The 14,794-nt window shown below is 39.8% G+C and carries 10 protein-coding genes, 1 tRNA gene and 2 pseudogenes; 10 read left to right on the forward strand and 3 right to left on the reverse strand.

Going from position 1 to position 14,794, the window contains the following annotated elements; translation table 11 throughout:
- The first annotated feature begins 32 nt into the window (after window positions 1–32).
- The 9 genes from AC6I3O_RS26070 to AC6I3O_RS26110 are packed head-to-tail and all read left to right on the forward strand — an operon-like array spanning window position 33 to window position 11,246.
- Window positions 33–1,163, forward strand: a complete 1,131-nt coding sequence (locus tag AC6I3O_RS26070) for a glycosyltransferase family 32 protein (RefSeq protein ID WP_497853333.1) — start codon at window positions 33–35, stop codon at window positions 1,161–1,163.
- Window positions 1,135–2,295, forward strand: coding sequence for a glycosyltransferase family 2 protein (locus tag AC6I3O_RS26075; protein ID WP_497853334.1), 1,161 nt, complete (start codon window positions 1,135–1,137; stop codon window positions 2,293–2,295). Before AC6I3O_RS26070 ends, AC6I3O_RS26075 begins: the two co-directional genes overlap by 29 nt.
- A gap of 23 nt (window positions 2,296–2,318) precedes the next feature.
- Entirely contained in the window at window positions 2,319–3,476 is a 1,158-nt protein-coding gene (locus AC6I3O_RS26080) for a glycosyltransferase family 2 protein (protein WP_497853335.1), read from the forward strand.
- Between the two features lie 25 nt (window positions 3,477–3,501).
- Window positions 3,502–4,641 (forward strand): glycosyltransferase, encoded by a 1,140-nt coding sequence (locus AC6I3O_RS26085; RefSeq protein WP_497853336.1) that lies wholly within the window; start codon window positions 3,502–3,504, stop codon window positions 4,639–4,641.
- Complete coding sequence (locus AC6I3O_RS26090) at window positions 4,628–5,908, forward strand: glycosyltransferase (protein WP_497853337.1); 1,281 nt, start codon at window positions 4,628–4,630, stop codon at window positions 5,906–5,908. Before AC6I3O_RS26085 ends, AC6I3O_RS26090 begins: the two co-directional genes overlap by 14 nt.
- Window positions 5,909–5,934: 26 nt before the next feature.
- On the forward strand, window positions 5,935–7,008 hold the full coding sequence (locus AC6I3O_RS26095; RefSeq protein WP_497853338.1) for an FkbM family methyltransferase: 1,074 nt from the start codon (window positions 5,935–5,937) through the stop codon (window positions 7,006–7,008).
- Window positions 7,009–7,025: 17 nt separating this feature from the next.
- Window positions 7,026–8,414, forward strand: coding sequence for a glycosyltransferase family 4 protein (locus AC6I3O_RS26100; protein WP_497853339.1), 1,389 nt, complete (start codon window positions 7,026–7,028; stop codon window positions 8,412–8,414).
- Between the two features lie 22 nt (window positions 8,415–8,436).
- Window positions 8,437–10,524 (forward strand): hypothetical protein, encoded by a 2,088-nt coding sequence (locus AC6I3O_RS26105; RefSeq protein ID WP_497853340.1) that lies wholly within the window; start codon window positions 8,437–8,439, stop codon window positions 10,522–10,524.
- A 41-nt stretch (window positions 10,525–10,565) separates the two neighbouring features.
- Window positions 10,566–11,246, forward strand: coding sequence for a ribulose-phosphate 3-epimerase (locus tag AC6I3O_RS26110; RefSeq protein WP_497853341.1), 681 nt, complete (start codon window positions 10,566–10,568; stop codon window positions 11,244–11,246).
- A 172-nt stretch (window positions 11,247–11,418) separates the two neighbouring features.
- Here AC6I3O_RS26110 and AC6I3O_RS26115 read toward each other — a convergent pair.
- Window positions 11,419–11,491, reverse strand: a tRNA-Ala gene (locus AC6I3O_RS26115).
- A gap of 79 nt (window positions 11,492–11,570) precedes the next feature.
- Here AC6I3O_RS26115 and AC6I3O_RS26120 point away from each other — a divergent pair.
- Window positions 11,571–11,841, forward strand: a pseudogene (locus tag AC6I3O_RS26120) (MFS transporter); the annotation flags it as partial.
- Window positions 11,842–12,076: 235 nt separating this feature from the next.
- Here AC6I3O_RS26120 and AC6I3O_RS26125 read toward each other — a convergent pair.
- A pseudogene (locus AC6I3O_RS26125) lies at window positions 12,077–12,326 on the reverse strand (hypothetical protein); the annotation flags it as partial.
- On the reverse strand, window positions 12,322–14,760 hold the full coding sequence (locus AC6I3O_RS26130; protein WP_497853342.1) for a glycoside hydrolase family 3 protein: 2,439 nt from the start codon (window positions 14,758–14,760) through the stop codon (window positions 12,322–12,324). The gene AC6I3O_RS26130 and the pseudogene AC6I3O_RS26125, both read right to left, overlap by 5 nt.
- Window positions 14,761–14,794 lie beyond the last annotated feature (34 nt).

Consider the following 14,794-nt stretch of genomic DNA (forward strand, 5'->3'; position numbering starts at 1 on the left):
AGTCAGAAGTATGATGTGGGTGGGAGAAAATAATGATATATGCTACAGGTCTATTATCTAATATATTAAGCAAAAAAGAGAAAAATATATACTGTTTTGGGGCAGGAAGGGTATTTGAAGCTTTTTTGAAGGAATTTGAAGGCTATAATCTTGAAGAGAGTATCAAAGCAGTTGTTGATAACAATCCAGATGTCGTCAAAACTTCGGTAAAAGTAGTAAATGGCGTTTCTATTGCTCTTATATCATTCAGAGAAATGGTGGAAAGCATAGAAAGCAGTGACAAGATTTTAATAACAACGGAATCGTTTGAAGAAATCATACAGCAGATAGAAAAATCAAATGTGTCAGGTGATATCAATTATTATATTTATCCCGTTTTAAGAATTGAACAATACGATTATGACCGATTACACATTAAAATGCCATCCCAATTATCAGCCTGCGACAGTATCCAGATTCCCAAAACAATTCACTATTGTTGGTTTGGAAAGAAAGAGATGCCGGTTCACTATAAGAGATGGATGAAAAGCTGGAAAGAGTATTGTCCAGATTATGAAATTATTGAATGGAATGAAAAGAATTATGACGTATATAAGACTCCATATATCAGCCAGGCATACGAAATGGAGCAATGGGCTTTTGTATCCGATTATGCCAGGATAGACATTATAAATGAACATGGCGGAATATATTTGGATATTGATGTTGAATTAACAAAAAATATCGATGAATTGTTGATGAATCAAGCGTTTTGCGGTTTTGAAAGCAGCGAATATGTAAATTATGGACTGGGATTCGGCTCCCAAAAACATAATCCGATTTTGCATGAAATCCGGGAGTATTACGATAATCTGGATTTCGTGCAGGATGATGGAACATGGAATCGCACAAGCTGTCCCGTAATACAGACAAAGATTATGAAAAGACATGGATTGGAATGTAATGGAAAATTTCAAATTATAAATGGTATGGCGGTATACCCGTCACGTGTTTTATGCGGAATGAGCCCGTATAGTTTTCGGGTGGAGCGAAGTCCAATACATACTTATGCAATCCACCATTTTTCAGGCTCATGGATGGAAGATAAACGTGAAAAAAATATGTTAATTTCAGCTATGAAGAAATGGAGCAGAAATGATAACTATATTTACCCCAGTTTATAATCGTGCTTATATCATAGAAAATCTATACGTTTCCTTATTGCGCCAGACCTGTTATGCGTTTGAATGGCTGATTGTTGATGATGGCTCAACAGATGATGTGATTTCACTCGTGGAGCGTTGGAGGAAGAATACACAGGAATTTCAGATAAGGATTTATCGGCAGGAAAACAGAGGAAAACACAGTGCAATTAATTATGGAGTGAAACTGGCAGAGTATGAGGCTTTTTTTATCGTAGACAGCGATGATTATTTGGAGGACGATGCGGTAGAAACCGTCTTAGAATATTGGTCAGGGATTCATTCTGACTGTCAGTTTGCGGGTATATCAGGGCTTATAAGGAATAAGCATGGAAAAATGATTGGAGGCACGCCTTGCTTTCGGGAGTATATCGACGCCACGAATCTGGAACGGGAAAAATTCGGTTTAGAAGGTGATAAGGCTGAGGTTTTGAAAACAGAGATTTTACGCAGATTTCCGTTTCCAGAGTATACAGGTGAAACATTTATTACGGAAGCTGTCGTATGGGACAGGATTGCATATGAAGGATATAAGATTAGATGGATTAACAAAAGCTTTAAGATATGTGATTATCTCGAAGATGGATTAACGGCTATGGGAGATCGGATATTTATGGACAACCCCAAAGGATGGGCACATTATATACGAACTGAGTCACTGTATAGACCGTTAGAGAAAGGTATTCAATTAAAGAAATGCTATTACTATTATGAGTGTGAATGTACAATGTTTACAAATGATGAGATACAGAAGTTATTGAATTTGAATAGCGCCGATTTTGAAGCGGTTACAAATCAATACCACCGTTTTAAGCAAAAATTAGCCAGCATTTGTGATGGTAAGGACGTTTGTATTTATGGTTATGGTCAATGGGGAGGAAGAATAAAGAAGTATCTGGATGATTTAAAAATCGCCATAAAGTATGTGATTGATCAAAAATATAAAGAAATCGTTGACGTTACCTCATACTCGATTGAGATGGATCTGCCTGGAACGGACCTCATTTTTATTGCATTAAATATGGGAGCAGAAGAAGTAGCGGAAACCGTAAAAAATAAGATGCAAGAAACAGATGTAATTCTCTGTAAAGATATCATTCCTGCGCTTTGGTAATAAGAACGGATGGAGATATTGTAATGAAATTGACGGTAATTGTGCCAGTATATAACAACAGAAAATATCTAAAGCAATGTATTCAGAGTATAAGTAACCAGGTGTACAAAGATATGGAAATAATTCTCGTAGATGATGGTTCTACGGATGGTTCCGGTGAAATATGTGATGAATATGAAAAAGCAGACAGCCGGATACGTGTGATACACCAAAACAATATGGGCTGTATGGAAGCCAGATGGCATGGTCTTAAAAGCAGTAAAGGGGAGTATATCGGTTTTGTGGATAGCGACGACTGGATTGCTCATGATATGTATCAGGATCTGATGTCTGTAGCAGAAGATAAGAAGTGCGACATTGTTTCAATGGGGTATACGGCTGTATTTGGACAGACAAAAACAGAGATTGATGATAACACATTGTATGGCTCTTATGAGAGAGGAGTAAACTTAGATATCTTTTTATCTAATATGATGCATGACGCAGCGAAAGGGCAAAGAGGAGCACAGCCGTCTTTGTGTACAAAAATCATGAAACGAAAGCTCTTACTGGGAGCATTTGAAAGAGCGGACAGAAAGATTACAATGGGAGAAGATGCTGCTATTTTCTATCCCTGTTGCCTGGATATAAATCGCATTTATATTATAAAGAAATATCAATATTTTTATAGAATTCATGAAGAGTCTATGTGCCGGAATATGAATATCAATACGATTTGTGAAATCCAGTCTTTTTATCAATATATGCAGAAGCGCTTTTTTAAATACCAAAGCCAGTACCATTTACAGAAACAATTAAAAAACTATGTCTGGCTTCTTCTGGAACAAGGGTTACAGCAGATATTTCATATTCGGTTTAAGAGGACATTTCTATTTCCCTATACAATAATAGAAAAAGGCAGCGATATTATCCTGTATGGCGCTGGAGAGGTAGGGCAGTCTTATTATCATCAGATTGTGGATAATCATTATTGTAATATAGCCGCATGGGTTGATAAAAATACCTGTGACGGCAGAAAAATTATACATCCTGCCCGGATTGTGAGTTTAGATTATATAAAAATACTCATCGCAGTCAAGAACAGAGAGATGGCAGATGAGATTATGGACGAGTTAACTTCATTAGGGATTCATAGAGAACGAATGCTCTGGGTTCGTCCACAGGAAATCCCGATTGTATAAGTGATTTATCAGAGGTGAAAAAGCGTTGGTATCAGTAAGCGTAGTTGTTCCGGTTTATCAAGGAATACCGTACATAGAGAGGATGATTCATCAAATCGAAGCCTGTGCAGAAGTTACAGGCGCAAAGACAGAATTATTGTTTGTCAATGATGACCCTCTGACGCCTATCAAAATAGATATATATTCGTATACGGTTGATATCAGGATTTTGAACACAGAGTTTAACCGAGGTATCCATGGAGCAAGAGTTCATGGATTAAATGAGGCGAAGGGGGAATATGTATTATTTCTGGATCAGGATGATCGGATTTTCCCTTTATATCTTAAAAGTCAGTTGGACCGAATCAAAGATGGGGATGCAGTGGTTTGTCGATTAGTAGACGGAGGCAAAATTTACTATGATGAGCAGAGATTCTTTCAGAATGCGGTTGACAGAAATTATGTCATTAGAAACGGGAATACAATTGTGTCTCCAGGACAGGTACTTATCAGGAAGAATTCAATTTCAGATATCTGGAAGAAAAATATTCTGCATCATAATGGGGCAGACGACTGGCTGCTATGGCTCTGTATGTTGAGCGAAGGAAAACAGTTTGTATTAAATGATGACATTTTATTTGAACATGTTATGGATGGAAATAATGCATCTCTTCAAACGGTAAAGATGATTCAGTCTGAACAGGAAGTTGTAGAGATTGTGAGAAAAATTAAACTGCTTTCTGATGCGGAAATGTCTGATTTGCAGCAGGCTTTTTGGAAAGAAGTATTCGGGAAAATACAGCTTCTCGATAAGTTCAGGAACATGGTAACTTTGTATGATGACTGGCTGAAGCAGGAAAACAGAGGGATAAGGATTTGGGATATCATAAAAAAAAGAGGTTTTCACAAGGTAGCAATATATGGAAACGGAACTATTGGAAAACAGATTGAGAATTCATTAAAAGAGGCGGGTATATCGGTCTGTTACTTTATAGACAGAAGCATACCGTATTTAAAACCAACCATACCAATATACACACCAAAAGAAACATTGCCTGGTGTGGATTTGGTAATTATATCTCTAGTGGAACATGAAGAGGATGTTAGGAAAATATTAAGTCAAAAGCTAAATGCAAAAATATGGACCATAGGAGAATTGATAAGAGGTATGCATGAAAATGGATAGGGAGTGTACTGTGGAGAAAATAAATATTGTAATGTCAACCGATGAAAATTACGTCATACCGACACTTGTGACGTTATCTTCTATTTTAACATCTTCAAAGAAAGGTACATGCTTTCATGTATATATTCTATGTGACCGGAATTTTAATTATGCTTGCCGGGATATGCTGAAGAAACTGGAAAAAAAGGACGGCAGGATTGAGTTTACCTTTAAGGAGATTCATGATTCAAGGCTAGATAAGGCAGTCGCAACAGCCCATATTTCGGTTGCGTCCTATTACAGGCTATATATTAGCCAGATGATAGAGGAAGAACGATGCCTGTTTATTGACGGGGATATGATAATCAGGGATGACTTATCGGAAGTTTATAACACTGATATGGAGAATGATTATGTGGCTGCGGTGAAGGATTTGGGGGTTCAGAGCCATATGTCAGAGTATAAGGAATATGCCGACATCTTGCATATTCCATCCATGGACGATTATGTGAATGTTGGCTTTATGCTTCTTAATCTTAACAAAATCAGGGAAGACTATGTGGAGCATAGAATGATCGAAGCCATAGGCTCAGGCTGCAAATATATGGATCAGGATATTATCAATAAATGCTGTTATGGAAAAATAAAAATACTTCCTTTAAAATATGATTTTTTTACAGAATATTATGGAAGTATAGCCGAGAAACCACCGGACGGCTATTCAGAGGAAGAGTTGTCTCATATTGAAGAGAGAGCCTGTGTGCTGCATTTTACAGGTTATTTTAAACCATGGATCTGTACAAGGCTTAAAGTGAATACACTGTGGTGGAACGAGGCAGGCAGAGTGTTGGACGAGTCGGTTTACCGCAATATTTGGGAAGCAGCTTTGGAAGCTGAACGGAAAAGTGACTGGTCATATATACGTGGGATGGCAGAGAAGGCAGAGCAAGTTGTCGTATTTGGATTCTCTGAAATCGGGAAGAAAGTTGCAGACCATTTGCTTCGGTCAAATGTAAAATCCATTGCAGCATTTGCCGATAATGATAAGGCAAAACAGGGTATGACATATCGGGGGATTCCGGTTATTTCGGCAGCGCGGCTTGAGGACGAATATCCGAATGCTTTTTATATCATCAGCAGCCAGAACGGGTTTATTCCAATAAAAAAACAGTTAAATCAGATGGAAATCAATGATTGCAGGATAATCAGATATATCCATAAAGACAATACGTATTATGCAAGGCTGGATGAAAAATATATGGAATATGAGAAAAAGATGCAAGGATGAGACGTAAGTATGTGGAGGAAAAGTGTATGCAGCCTGACGAATTCATACAGGGGTTAAAAGATGTTTATGAAATGCTTGAGGATCAGTTATCAAAAGAACTATATCTTGACCGTCTAAACTGGCTTGTGACTGGAAACTTTGGATATGTGGAGCATATGGCTAAAAAGTCGCATCCGGATATTCCAGTATGGAACGGATGTGATGAAAAAGATTTCATTAAGACACTGCCTGAGGGGATAAAGATTACGTTCTATGGGACAGGCAGTTTTTCGGAACGTCTGATACCGTATCTGAAAGAATGTAACCTGGAAATTGAGTTTTGTGACAGTGATATTCAGAAGCAAAAAAAGGATTTTTATGGATACAGGGTAATATCGCCAATGGAGCTCTTCGGGAGGAGAGAGCAAAAAAAGATTGTCATATGTACAACAAAATATATGAAGGAAGTGAAAGAATATCTGATTAATCATGGCGTTGAAGAAAGGGAACTCATGGATATTCGGTCATTTTTTAAATGCGGAACAGGCGATGATTATTTTTATGAGGACTTTTTACATTACTTGGATGAGGAGATTTTTGTGGACGCAGGATGCTATGACTTGGGTACGACCTATGATTTTGCAAAACTTTGCGGCGGTCTGAAGAAGGTATATGCATTTGAGCCGGATCCCAAGAATTATGAAAATTGTCTGAAAAGGCTTGAGAGAGAAAAGGAGTCTTTTCCTGAAATATCACTATTTCCCTATGGGACATGGAGCTGCAGTTCCAAATTGCCTTTTGCTTCAACAGCAGATGGATGTGCGCATATTGGAGAAGGAAAATGCACGATAAAAACAGCAGCTATTGATGATGTTGTGGATGTACACGACAAGATTACATTTATCAAGATGGATGTTGAAGGAGCAGAACTAGAGTCATTAAAGGGAGCAGAAAAGATAATAAAAAGAGATAAGCCAAAGCTTGCAATCTGTATTTACCATAAACCGGAGGATATTGTTACGCTGCCGCTCTATATGAAAGCTTTAGTTTCTGAGTACAAGTTTTACCTCCGAAGCTATAGCAATGCAGATAATGAGATGGTTCTGTATGCCATACCTTAAAATGCAAAGGAGTGGGGATGAGATTTTTACTGTTTGGCACAGGCGAATATTATAATCGATATAAGATTTGGTTTGAGAAAAAAGATGTGGTTGCTCTGATTGATAATTCAAAAGAGAAACAGGGTTATTATATAGATGATATTCTTGTGATTGCACCAGAAAATGTCCTGCAATATGAGTTTGATGCGATTATTATTTTGAGCTTTTACGTGAAAATGATGAGGGTCCAGTTGCTTGATTTGGGGGTAAGTGAAGAGAAGATATATCATTTTTTTGACTTACATGATTTGATTGGTACACCCTCTAAAAAGTGTCGAAGAGTGTGTGTCGATAACGCCGGGAATCTCAGAGTTAATAAGAAGATTCTGTTGTTGAGCCATGATTTGACGTTGGGAGGTCCTGCCATCGCCTTATATCATGCGGCACAAGCACTGATTAAAAAAGGATACCATGTGGTATATGTATCTATGCTGGATGGCCCTCTGCGTGATATTTTAACCAGGGAAGGGATACCGGCAGTCATAGACGAAAATCTGATGATTGCGACAATGAAAGAATCGGATTGGGTCAGGGAGTATAATTTTATCATCTGCAATACGATGAATTTTCATGTATTTCTTTCGGAGAGAGAACCAGAGATACCAGTTGCATGGTGGCTTCACGACGCCCCCTTTTTTTATGATGGAGTCCGTCAGGAAACGATGGATAAGCTAGTGTCACATAATATGAAGATATGGAGCGTAGGACCTATACCGGAGAAAGCCTTGAAGATATTCAGACCGGATTTTCATGTGGAATATTTACTTTATGGTGTTACGGATCAATTTAGAAGAGTAGGTAAAATAGTGCAGTCAGGAAGACATCATAACAAGATGTGTTTTACTGTCATTGGATATATCGAATATAGAAAAGGCCAGGACATTCTGTTGAAAGCCATTCAAAGGTTAAGTCCAGAGATCAGAAAGAGAGCACGGTTCATCTTTGTCGGCGAAAATACATCTCTGCTGGCAAAGGAGATCATGGAGTCTGCAAAAGATATTTCTGAGATTATCATTTCAGGGCCTGTGGGAAGAAACGAAATAAACTGCATTCTGGAACAGACAGATATCTTAGTGTGTCCTTCCAGAGAAGATCCGATGCCTACCGTAGCTGCAGAAGCGATGATGCACAGCATTCCTTGTCTGATTTCAGATACTGCAGGCACGGCAGAATACATAAGGGACGGAATCGATGGAATTATATTTCCAAGCGAGAATGTAAACCGGCTTAGGTCAGCGTTGGAGGACTGTATCGTGGGGAAATTTGATTTGCAAATAATGGGTAATAATGCCCGCAGAGTTTATGAAAAATATTTTTCTATGGATGCTTTTGAAGAGAGACTTATGAGTTTGATATTCAATCATTAAATACAATAAGGAAGTGACAAAAATGTCTGGGATAAATGAACCATTTCAAAAATATATCGGGGAAAAAACTGCCCTGTATGGTCTTGGTACGGAGACAAAAGGAGCACTTCTTTCGTTGGAGGACAGATTTGAAATCCTTGGTCTGTTGGACAGCTTCCGTGAAGAGGGGGAACTGTACGGCAAAAAAATTGTATCTCTGTCTTATGTGGTTGAAGCAGGTGTGAAGCTTATTATTGTCGTTGCACGTCCGGGTTCCTGCAAAGCGATTGCCGGGAAAATCGGGGATATCTGTTCAGAATGCGGAATTGCTCTTATGGACATTAGGGGGAAAAATCTTCTGGAAAGAGAAAGCATTACATATAGCTTTATGCATATGAAGGGAGAGACGAAAGATGAGCTATATAAAAAGATAGACAAAGCAGAAGTGATCAGCTTTGATCTTTTTGATACTCTTATTTTGCGTGAAGTATTATTTTCGTCTGATATCATTGAACTCATGGATAGTGCGCTAAAGATGAAAGATATCTACATTGACCAGTTTCCTTCTAAGCGTCTGGAAGCAGAAAAGAGGCTGTCGGATGAAGGGGATCCGACGCTTGAGCGATTATATAAGGAGGTCTTGAAATGTACACAGGGGGTTTGTGTTTCGGCCGGCGAATTAGCAGAACTGGAGTGGGAGATTGATTGCAGGACGCTTTTAAGAAGAGAGGCAGTTTGTGAGGCGTACAAATATTGTATTCAGAAAAAGAAGGCTGTCTATATCGTGACTGATACCTATTACACAAAGACACAGATAGAACAGATATTGAGGGAATGTCTGTTGACAGGATATACGGGTCTTTTGGTATCCTGCGAGTATAACACAGGGAAAAGACAACATCTTTTCGATAAGTTATTGGAACTTGAAGGAGAAAAACAATATCTGCATATTGGCGACGATCTTATCACAGATATGGAGATGGCGTTAAAAAAAGGAATGGATACATATCGTATATTTAGCAAAGAGGATTTGCTGGATGCGGTTGGAAACATGGGATTGGAAATGGATTCAGACAGTTTAGCAGAGCGATTGAAGGTGGGAATGTTTTCAGCAAAACTGTTTAATGATCCCTTTCAGTTCGAGACAGCCAAAAAGAAAATCGAGGTATCTGATGCTTATGATATCGGTTATTTACTCTGCGCACCAATCATCACGGATTTTGTGTTCTGGTTTCGGGAAAGAGTGCAGCATTATGGATTGCATAATATCTGGTTTAGCGCAAGGGACGGATATCTTCTGCAGAAGATGTACCAGATGCTGGATAAAAATGCAGATACCGTGTATTTTCTGACTTCAAGGATGGCGGCAGTTCGGGCAGGTATGATGAACGAGGAAGATATTGTTTACGTGGATAGTATGAGATTCAGCGGTACATTGGAAGAAAATCTGAAAGCGCGGTTTGGATTAGAGTGTGGAAGGACTGAAAAGAAGGGTGGGAATGCCAAGCGGTGGGACAAGAAGGAGACTGACCTGCTTAGATATAAGGATGATATTTTAAGACAAGCCGTGAATGAGCGGGAAAAATATATGAAATATATAGAGAAATTGGCTCTAAAAGGCGGAGATGTGGCTTTTTTTGATTTTGTGGCAAAGGGGACGACACAGATGTATGTAGAGAGATTTGCTGCGCATCGTCTGAAAGGTATGTATTTTTTGCAGCTTGAAGCATACTTCATGAAGGATAGGGGGCTTGATATAGAGTCTTTTTATGATATAGATGAGACGGATGGAAGCAGTATTTATGATAATTATTATGTTCTGGAGACAGTTTTGACTGCCCCACATCCATGTGTATGGGGATTTGATGACAGCGGAAATCCAGTGTTTGTGAAAGAAACTCGGAAAGAAAAAGATATCAGATGTGTTATGCAGGCGCAGGCAGGAATCCTGGATTATTTTGGCAGATATCTAAAACTTTTGCCTGCAAATATGGAAAGCCGAAGTAAGCGGTTAGATGAGACGTTTCTAGGATTAATTCATAATCTAAAGATTTCGGACAAAGATTTTCAGGAATTGATTGTAGAGGACCCTTTTTTTAATCGGATGACAGATATAAAAGAACTTATTTAAGGAACATTAGGCTCCAAGCGAAAGGAAAGGAATGGATATATATGCAGTTTGAATTAATGGCATCTATGATGTGTGCCAATTATGGAAATTTGGAGAAAGAAGTTAAGAACCTGGAAAGCGGCGGTATCGATTCTTTCCATATAGATATCATGGATGGACGTTACGTACCGAATTTTGCGATGTCTATAAATGATATGTCTTACATTGCATCAGCTACTAAAACTCCGCTGGATGTCCATCTAATGATAGAACACCCTAATAACAACATTGAGATTTTCCTGAGAAAGCTGCGCAAGAAAGATACTGTCTATATTCACCCGGAGGCGGAATATCATCCATCTACCACTCTCCAGAAAATTACCAATGCAGGTATGTTTCCGGGCATTGCGATAAACCCCGGAACTAGCATTGAGAATGTCTATGAAATGCTTCGGATTGTAAAGAAGGTGCTTGTAATGTCAGTAAATCCTGGCAATGCAGGGCAGATGTATCTCCCCTTCGTGGGTGAAAAGATTACGACGCTTCTGAAAATGAAGGATGAAATGAATTTCCAGGTGTATTGGGATGGCGCCTGCAGCGCTGATAAGATTCAGAAATTTGCCCCTATGGGAATGGACGGGTTTGTGCTTGGGACAACTATGCTTTTTGGTAAGAAAAAGCCTTATAGGGAGGTTATCAAAGAAATACGTGGTATACAGATGAGCGAGAAGGATGGAAAATAGTAAATCGCCGAAACAGCTACAGAAGTCGGTCTAATACTATCGTATTAATACAATCTGTGAAATGATTGGACACGCTGACGAACGGACGACATATAACGGCTATTGCTTCGACAGGCATACAGAGAACGAAAAAACTGTCTGATGAATCTCTTCCTCAGACAGCATAAAAAAATGGAGTATAGGGGATTCGAACCCCTGGCCTCAACAATGCGAATGTTGCGCGCTCCCAACTGCGCTAATACCCCATACCAATATTATATCACATATTTTTTCAGAAGAAAAGAAAAATTTTTAAAAAAAATTAGAGTTCAAAATGGTCAAAAAATATTAAAAACTCTGACAGCCTGCTATCTCGGTTTTATCACACAGACGATCGCCGCCAACTTTGCTCCGCTGCTCTTTTTAAGATTCAGAATTATGCGCGGCAGCAGGGCTGATTGGACTTGCATTTCTACCCGCCCTGCTGTCCGAGCCTCTGGTCGGTATTATCGTGAGTGTCGTCATTTACGCGGTTGGAAGCGGCTTGATCGAAGTACTGTGCAGCCCGATTGTAGAGGCCTGTCCTTTTGAACACAAGGAAGCAACCATGAGCCTGCCGCCTCATGAATAATCCGCCGCGCCTGTATCCGGCTGATGGCTTTTGGTTCTTTGCGATTGTTAGCCAGGATATAATCCCCTCGGCGGTGGATGTAACACTGCTTCAGAGCACCAAACGCTTGTGGGTTTAAGGCGATTGTGCGTTCTTTCTTGGTTTCTTCGCTATAATAGTAATATGGATGCGGAATGCCTGTCTCTCATCATCATAAACATCTGACCTCCTAAATCGGAGCAGAGCGCCGTACTTCCACATTCAGTTTCGCCCCTGTACTGTCTGTAGCCAGGATATCCAGCCTCACCGAACGGTTCAGCAGATTCTCCACAAATACCTGGGTACGAACGTCCAGCGCCTTTAAATCCGACTTTTCGCAATACCAGTTCTATGCTTGCCGCAACTCCCTCAAAACACTTTGTAAGGAAATCATCATCAAGCAGGCGAAAACCTCTTTCACTTATTGAATAGCCTCCTGCTGATTTTTTAATTTGACAATCTTTGAATCATTTTAAGTATCCGCCCCGCGCTGCACCGTATCATTTCTTCCGATAATTTTCCTTGTTCATAGGCCTCACGGATATTTGCAGCATCTTTCTGATTTCCGGGCATAATGATATCATTTCCAGCAGCAACGCATTGCCATGGCACGCTTCCATCTTCTGGGACTGTTGTATTCCAATCAGACATGATTACGCCTTCAAATCCCCATTCTTCACGTGCAATTATCGTGCAAAGCTCTCTGCTATTAGCCGCATGAACGCCATTGATCAAATTATAAGAAGACATCATAGCAATCGGCTTACTTTTCTTTACTGCAATTTCAAATCCACGCAGATAAATCTCTCTGAGAGCCCTCTCAGAAACACAAACATCCACCCCCATTCTATTATCCTCCTGATTATTGCAGACAAAATGTTTGATTGTTACACCACATCCTCTGTGACTCTGTACCCCATCCGTCACAGATGCCGCCATGATCCCTGACAGAAAAGGATCTTCCGAATAATATTCAAAATTACGTCCGCATAATGGATTCCTGTGAATGTTCATACCGGGCGCTAACCACAGATCAACATGGAATTCTTCCATCTCTACGGCAACAGCCTCTCCAAATTCCCGCATCAAACCTGTGTCCCATGACTGCGCCAATGCTGTTCCTACCGGAAATGCAGTACAATATTGATAATAAGTATCTGCATTTTCATGATGTTTTGTTTCTTCCAAAAAACCATTCTCTAAAGCTCCTAAGACGCCGACGCCATATACGGAATTCGTATCACAATCTACTTCATAGCTCTGCCTTAAACGAAGCCCTGCCGGACCATCCGCCATAATCAAAGAACGTATGCCATACTTTTCTTCCAGTGTTTCTGTTGTTTCTCCGGCAGAACCAGGCACTCGAATTCCGGCCGATCCAAGAGTGCTGGCGCCCTGAGTAATATTTCCATACAAGAGTGGTATCAGTTCTGTAACAGGCTGTTCTTTTGCAAAAGTTATCTGATATGTACTATTCTTTTCTTCCTGCGGTATAAATGAAGAAATCGGAATCTTTTGTTCCTCTGTCTTCTTAATCCATTCCCCAGCTCTATTCTTGGCAAATTTAGCTATGCCAAGTTCTTCAACAGATTCTTTTGGGGAACAGACTCCCTTTGTATGTTCCAATATCGTCTGCTGATGAACAGTAAACAATTCTGCAAGCTGCAACGATGCGGAATGATTCCCAATCCATATACCATATGTTCCGGCTTCCATGAACCATGCATGCAGCTGTTCCGAATAACTGGCAAGATTTGACTGGTCTATAGATATCACAAGTTTTTGTTTTTCCTGCGGCTTTAAAGTGTTTGTCTTTGCAAACCCAACTAACCTTTGATATTCTTTTGCACAAATTGTCTGCGGTAATGTCACATATACTTGTACGACTTCCCGTCCGGAATATGATTTTCCAGTATTTGTCACAGAAACCATGATATCCATGCCTCTAGCCGTTCTCTGAAGCCCTTCATATCTTATAGAAAAATCCGTATAGGACAGGCCATAACCAAATGGAAACAATGGCTGTATACCGAAGCTGTCAAAATACCGATATCCAACATAAATTCCTTCCCTGTATTTCTCCGTTTCTAAATTTCCATTCAAATAACCAAAACTGTCTGCCGAAGGATAATCTTCATAATGCTTTGCCCAAGTGGCAGTCAATCTGCCTCCTGGCGCCGCGCGGCCAAACAAAACATCCGCAACTGCATGACCTCCCTCTTGCCCGGGAAGAGAAATATTTAAAACCGCTTTAATATTTCCGGCTTCTTGTAAAACATCTGTTAGCTCTATCGGCGATCCGACATTTAAGAGTAGTATAATCGGTATATCTGTCTGATTCAGGTATAAAATATCTTCCCGCTCTTTTATACTTAGATAATAGTCTCCCTCTATCTTCCGGCGGTCTTTACCCTCTCCCGCAATACGGCTGATCACATATACTGCTGCTGAAGCGTCTCCTAAATCTTTTAACATAATTTTTCGTCCGTCCGGCATGGAAAATGGATTGGCTGAATAAGCGTCAAATGGATTCTCTACATGCCTGGCATCTTCTAAAACTCTTTCCTTCCATGCAGTTCTGGCCGCTTCGTAACGATTCTTATAATCTGCAATCCAGTCTTCGCTTGTAATCACTGCGCCTGCCGTCTTTAAACCTCTATATATTGATATACTCTCTCGATTATTAACATCGCCTGAACCGATTCCTCCCTTAACCGTACAGACAGCGCCTCCGCCAAACAATGCAATGGACATTGGGAACTCAAGCGGAAGCAAATTATCATTTTTTAATAAAACCATACCTTCGGCTGACGCTTTTCTTGCTAATCTTGCATGTTCAAGCTCCCGTTTGGAAAGCTTTGTTTTCAGTGTGCCGCTATGATTCATAATTTTTACTTTTATCCTCCTTTTAATAAAGTAA

It is taken from the genome of Sporofaciens sp. St.21A7 (genome assembly GCF_059728535.1).

Excerpts from the sequence above, each read along its gene's own strand:
- AC6I3O_RS26070 (WP_497853333.1), top strand. The coding sequence starts at position 33 with ATGATATATGCTACAGGTCTATTATCTAATATATTAAGCAAAAAAGAG.
- AC6I3O_RS26075 (WP_497853334.1), top strand. The coding sequence starts at position 1,135 with ATGATAACTATATTTACCCCAGTTTATAATCGTGCTTATATCATAGAA.
- AC6I3O_RS26080 (WP_497853335.1), top strand. The coding sequence starts at position 2,319 with ATGAAATTGACGGTAATTGTGCCAGTATATAACAACAGAAAATATCTA.
- AC6I3O_RS26090 (WP_497853337.1), top strand. The coding sequence starts at position 4,628 with ATGAAAATGGATAGGGAGTGTACTGTGGAGAAAATAAATATTGTAATG.
- AC6I3O_RS26095 (WP_497853338.1), top strand. The coding sequence starts at position 5,935 with ATGCAGCCTGACGAATTCATACAGGGGTTAAAAGATGTTTATGAAATG.
- AC6I3O_RS26100 (WP_497853339.1), top strand. The coding sequence starts at position 7,026 with ATGAGATTTTTACTGTTTGGCACAGGCGAATATTATAATCGATATAAG.
- AC6I3O_RS26105 (WP_497853340.1), top strand. The coding sequence starts at position 8,437 with ATGTCTGGGATAAATGAACCATTTCAAAAATATATCGGGGAAAAAACT.
- AC6I3O_RS26110 (WP_497853341.1), top strand. The coding sequence starts at position 10,566 with ATGCAGTTTGAATTAATGGCATCTATGATGTGTGCCAATTATGGAAAT.
- AC6I3O_RS26130 (WP_497853342.1), bottom strand. The coding sequence starts at position 14,760 with ATGAATCATAGCGGCACACTGAAAACAAAGCTTTCCAAACGGGAGCTT.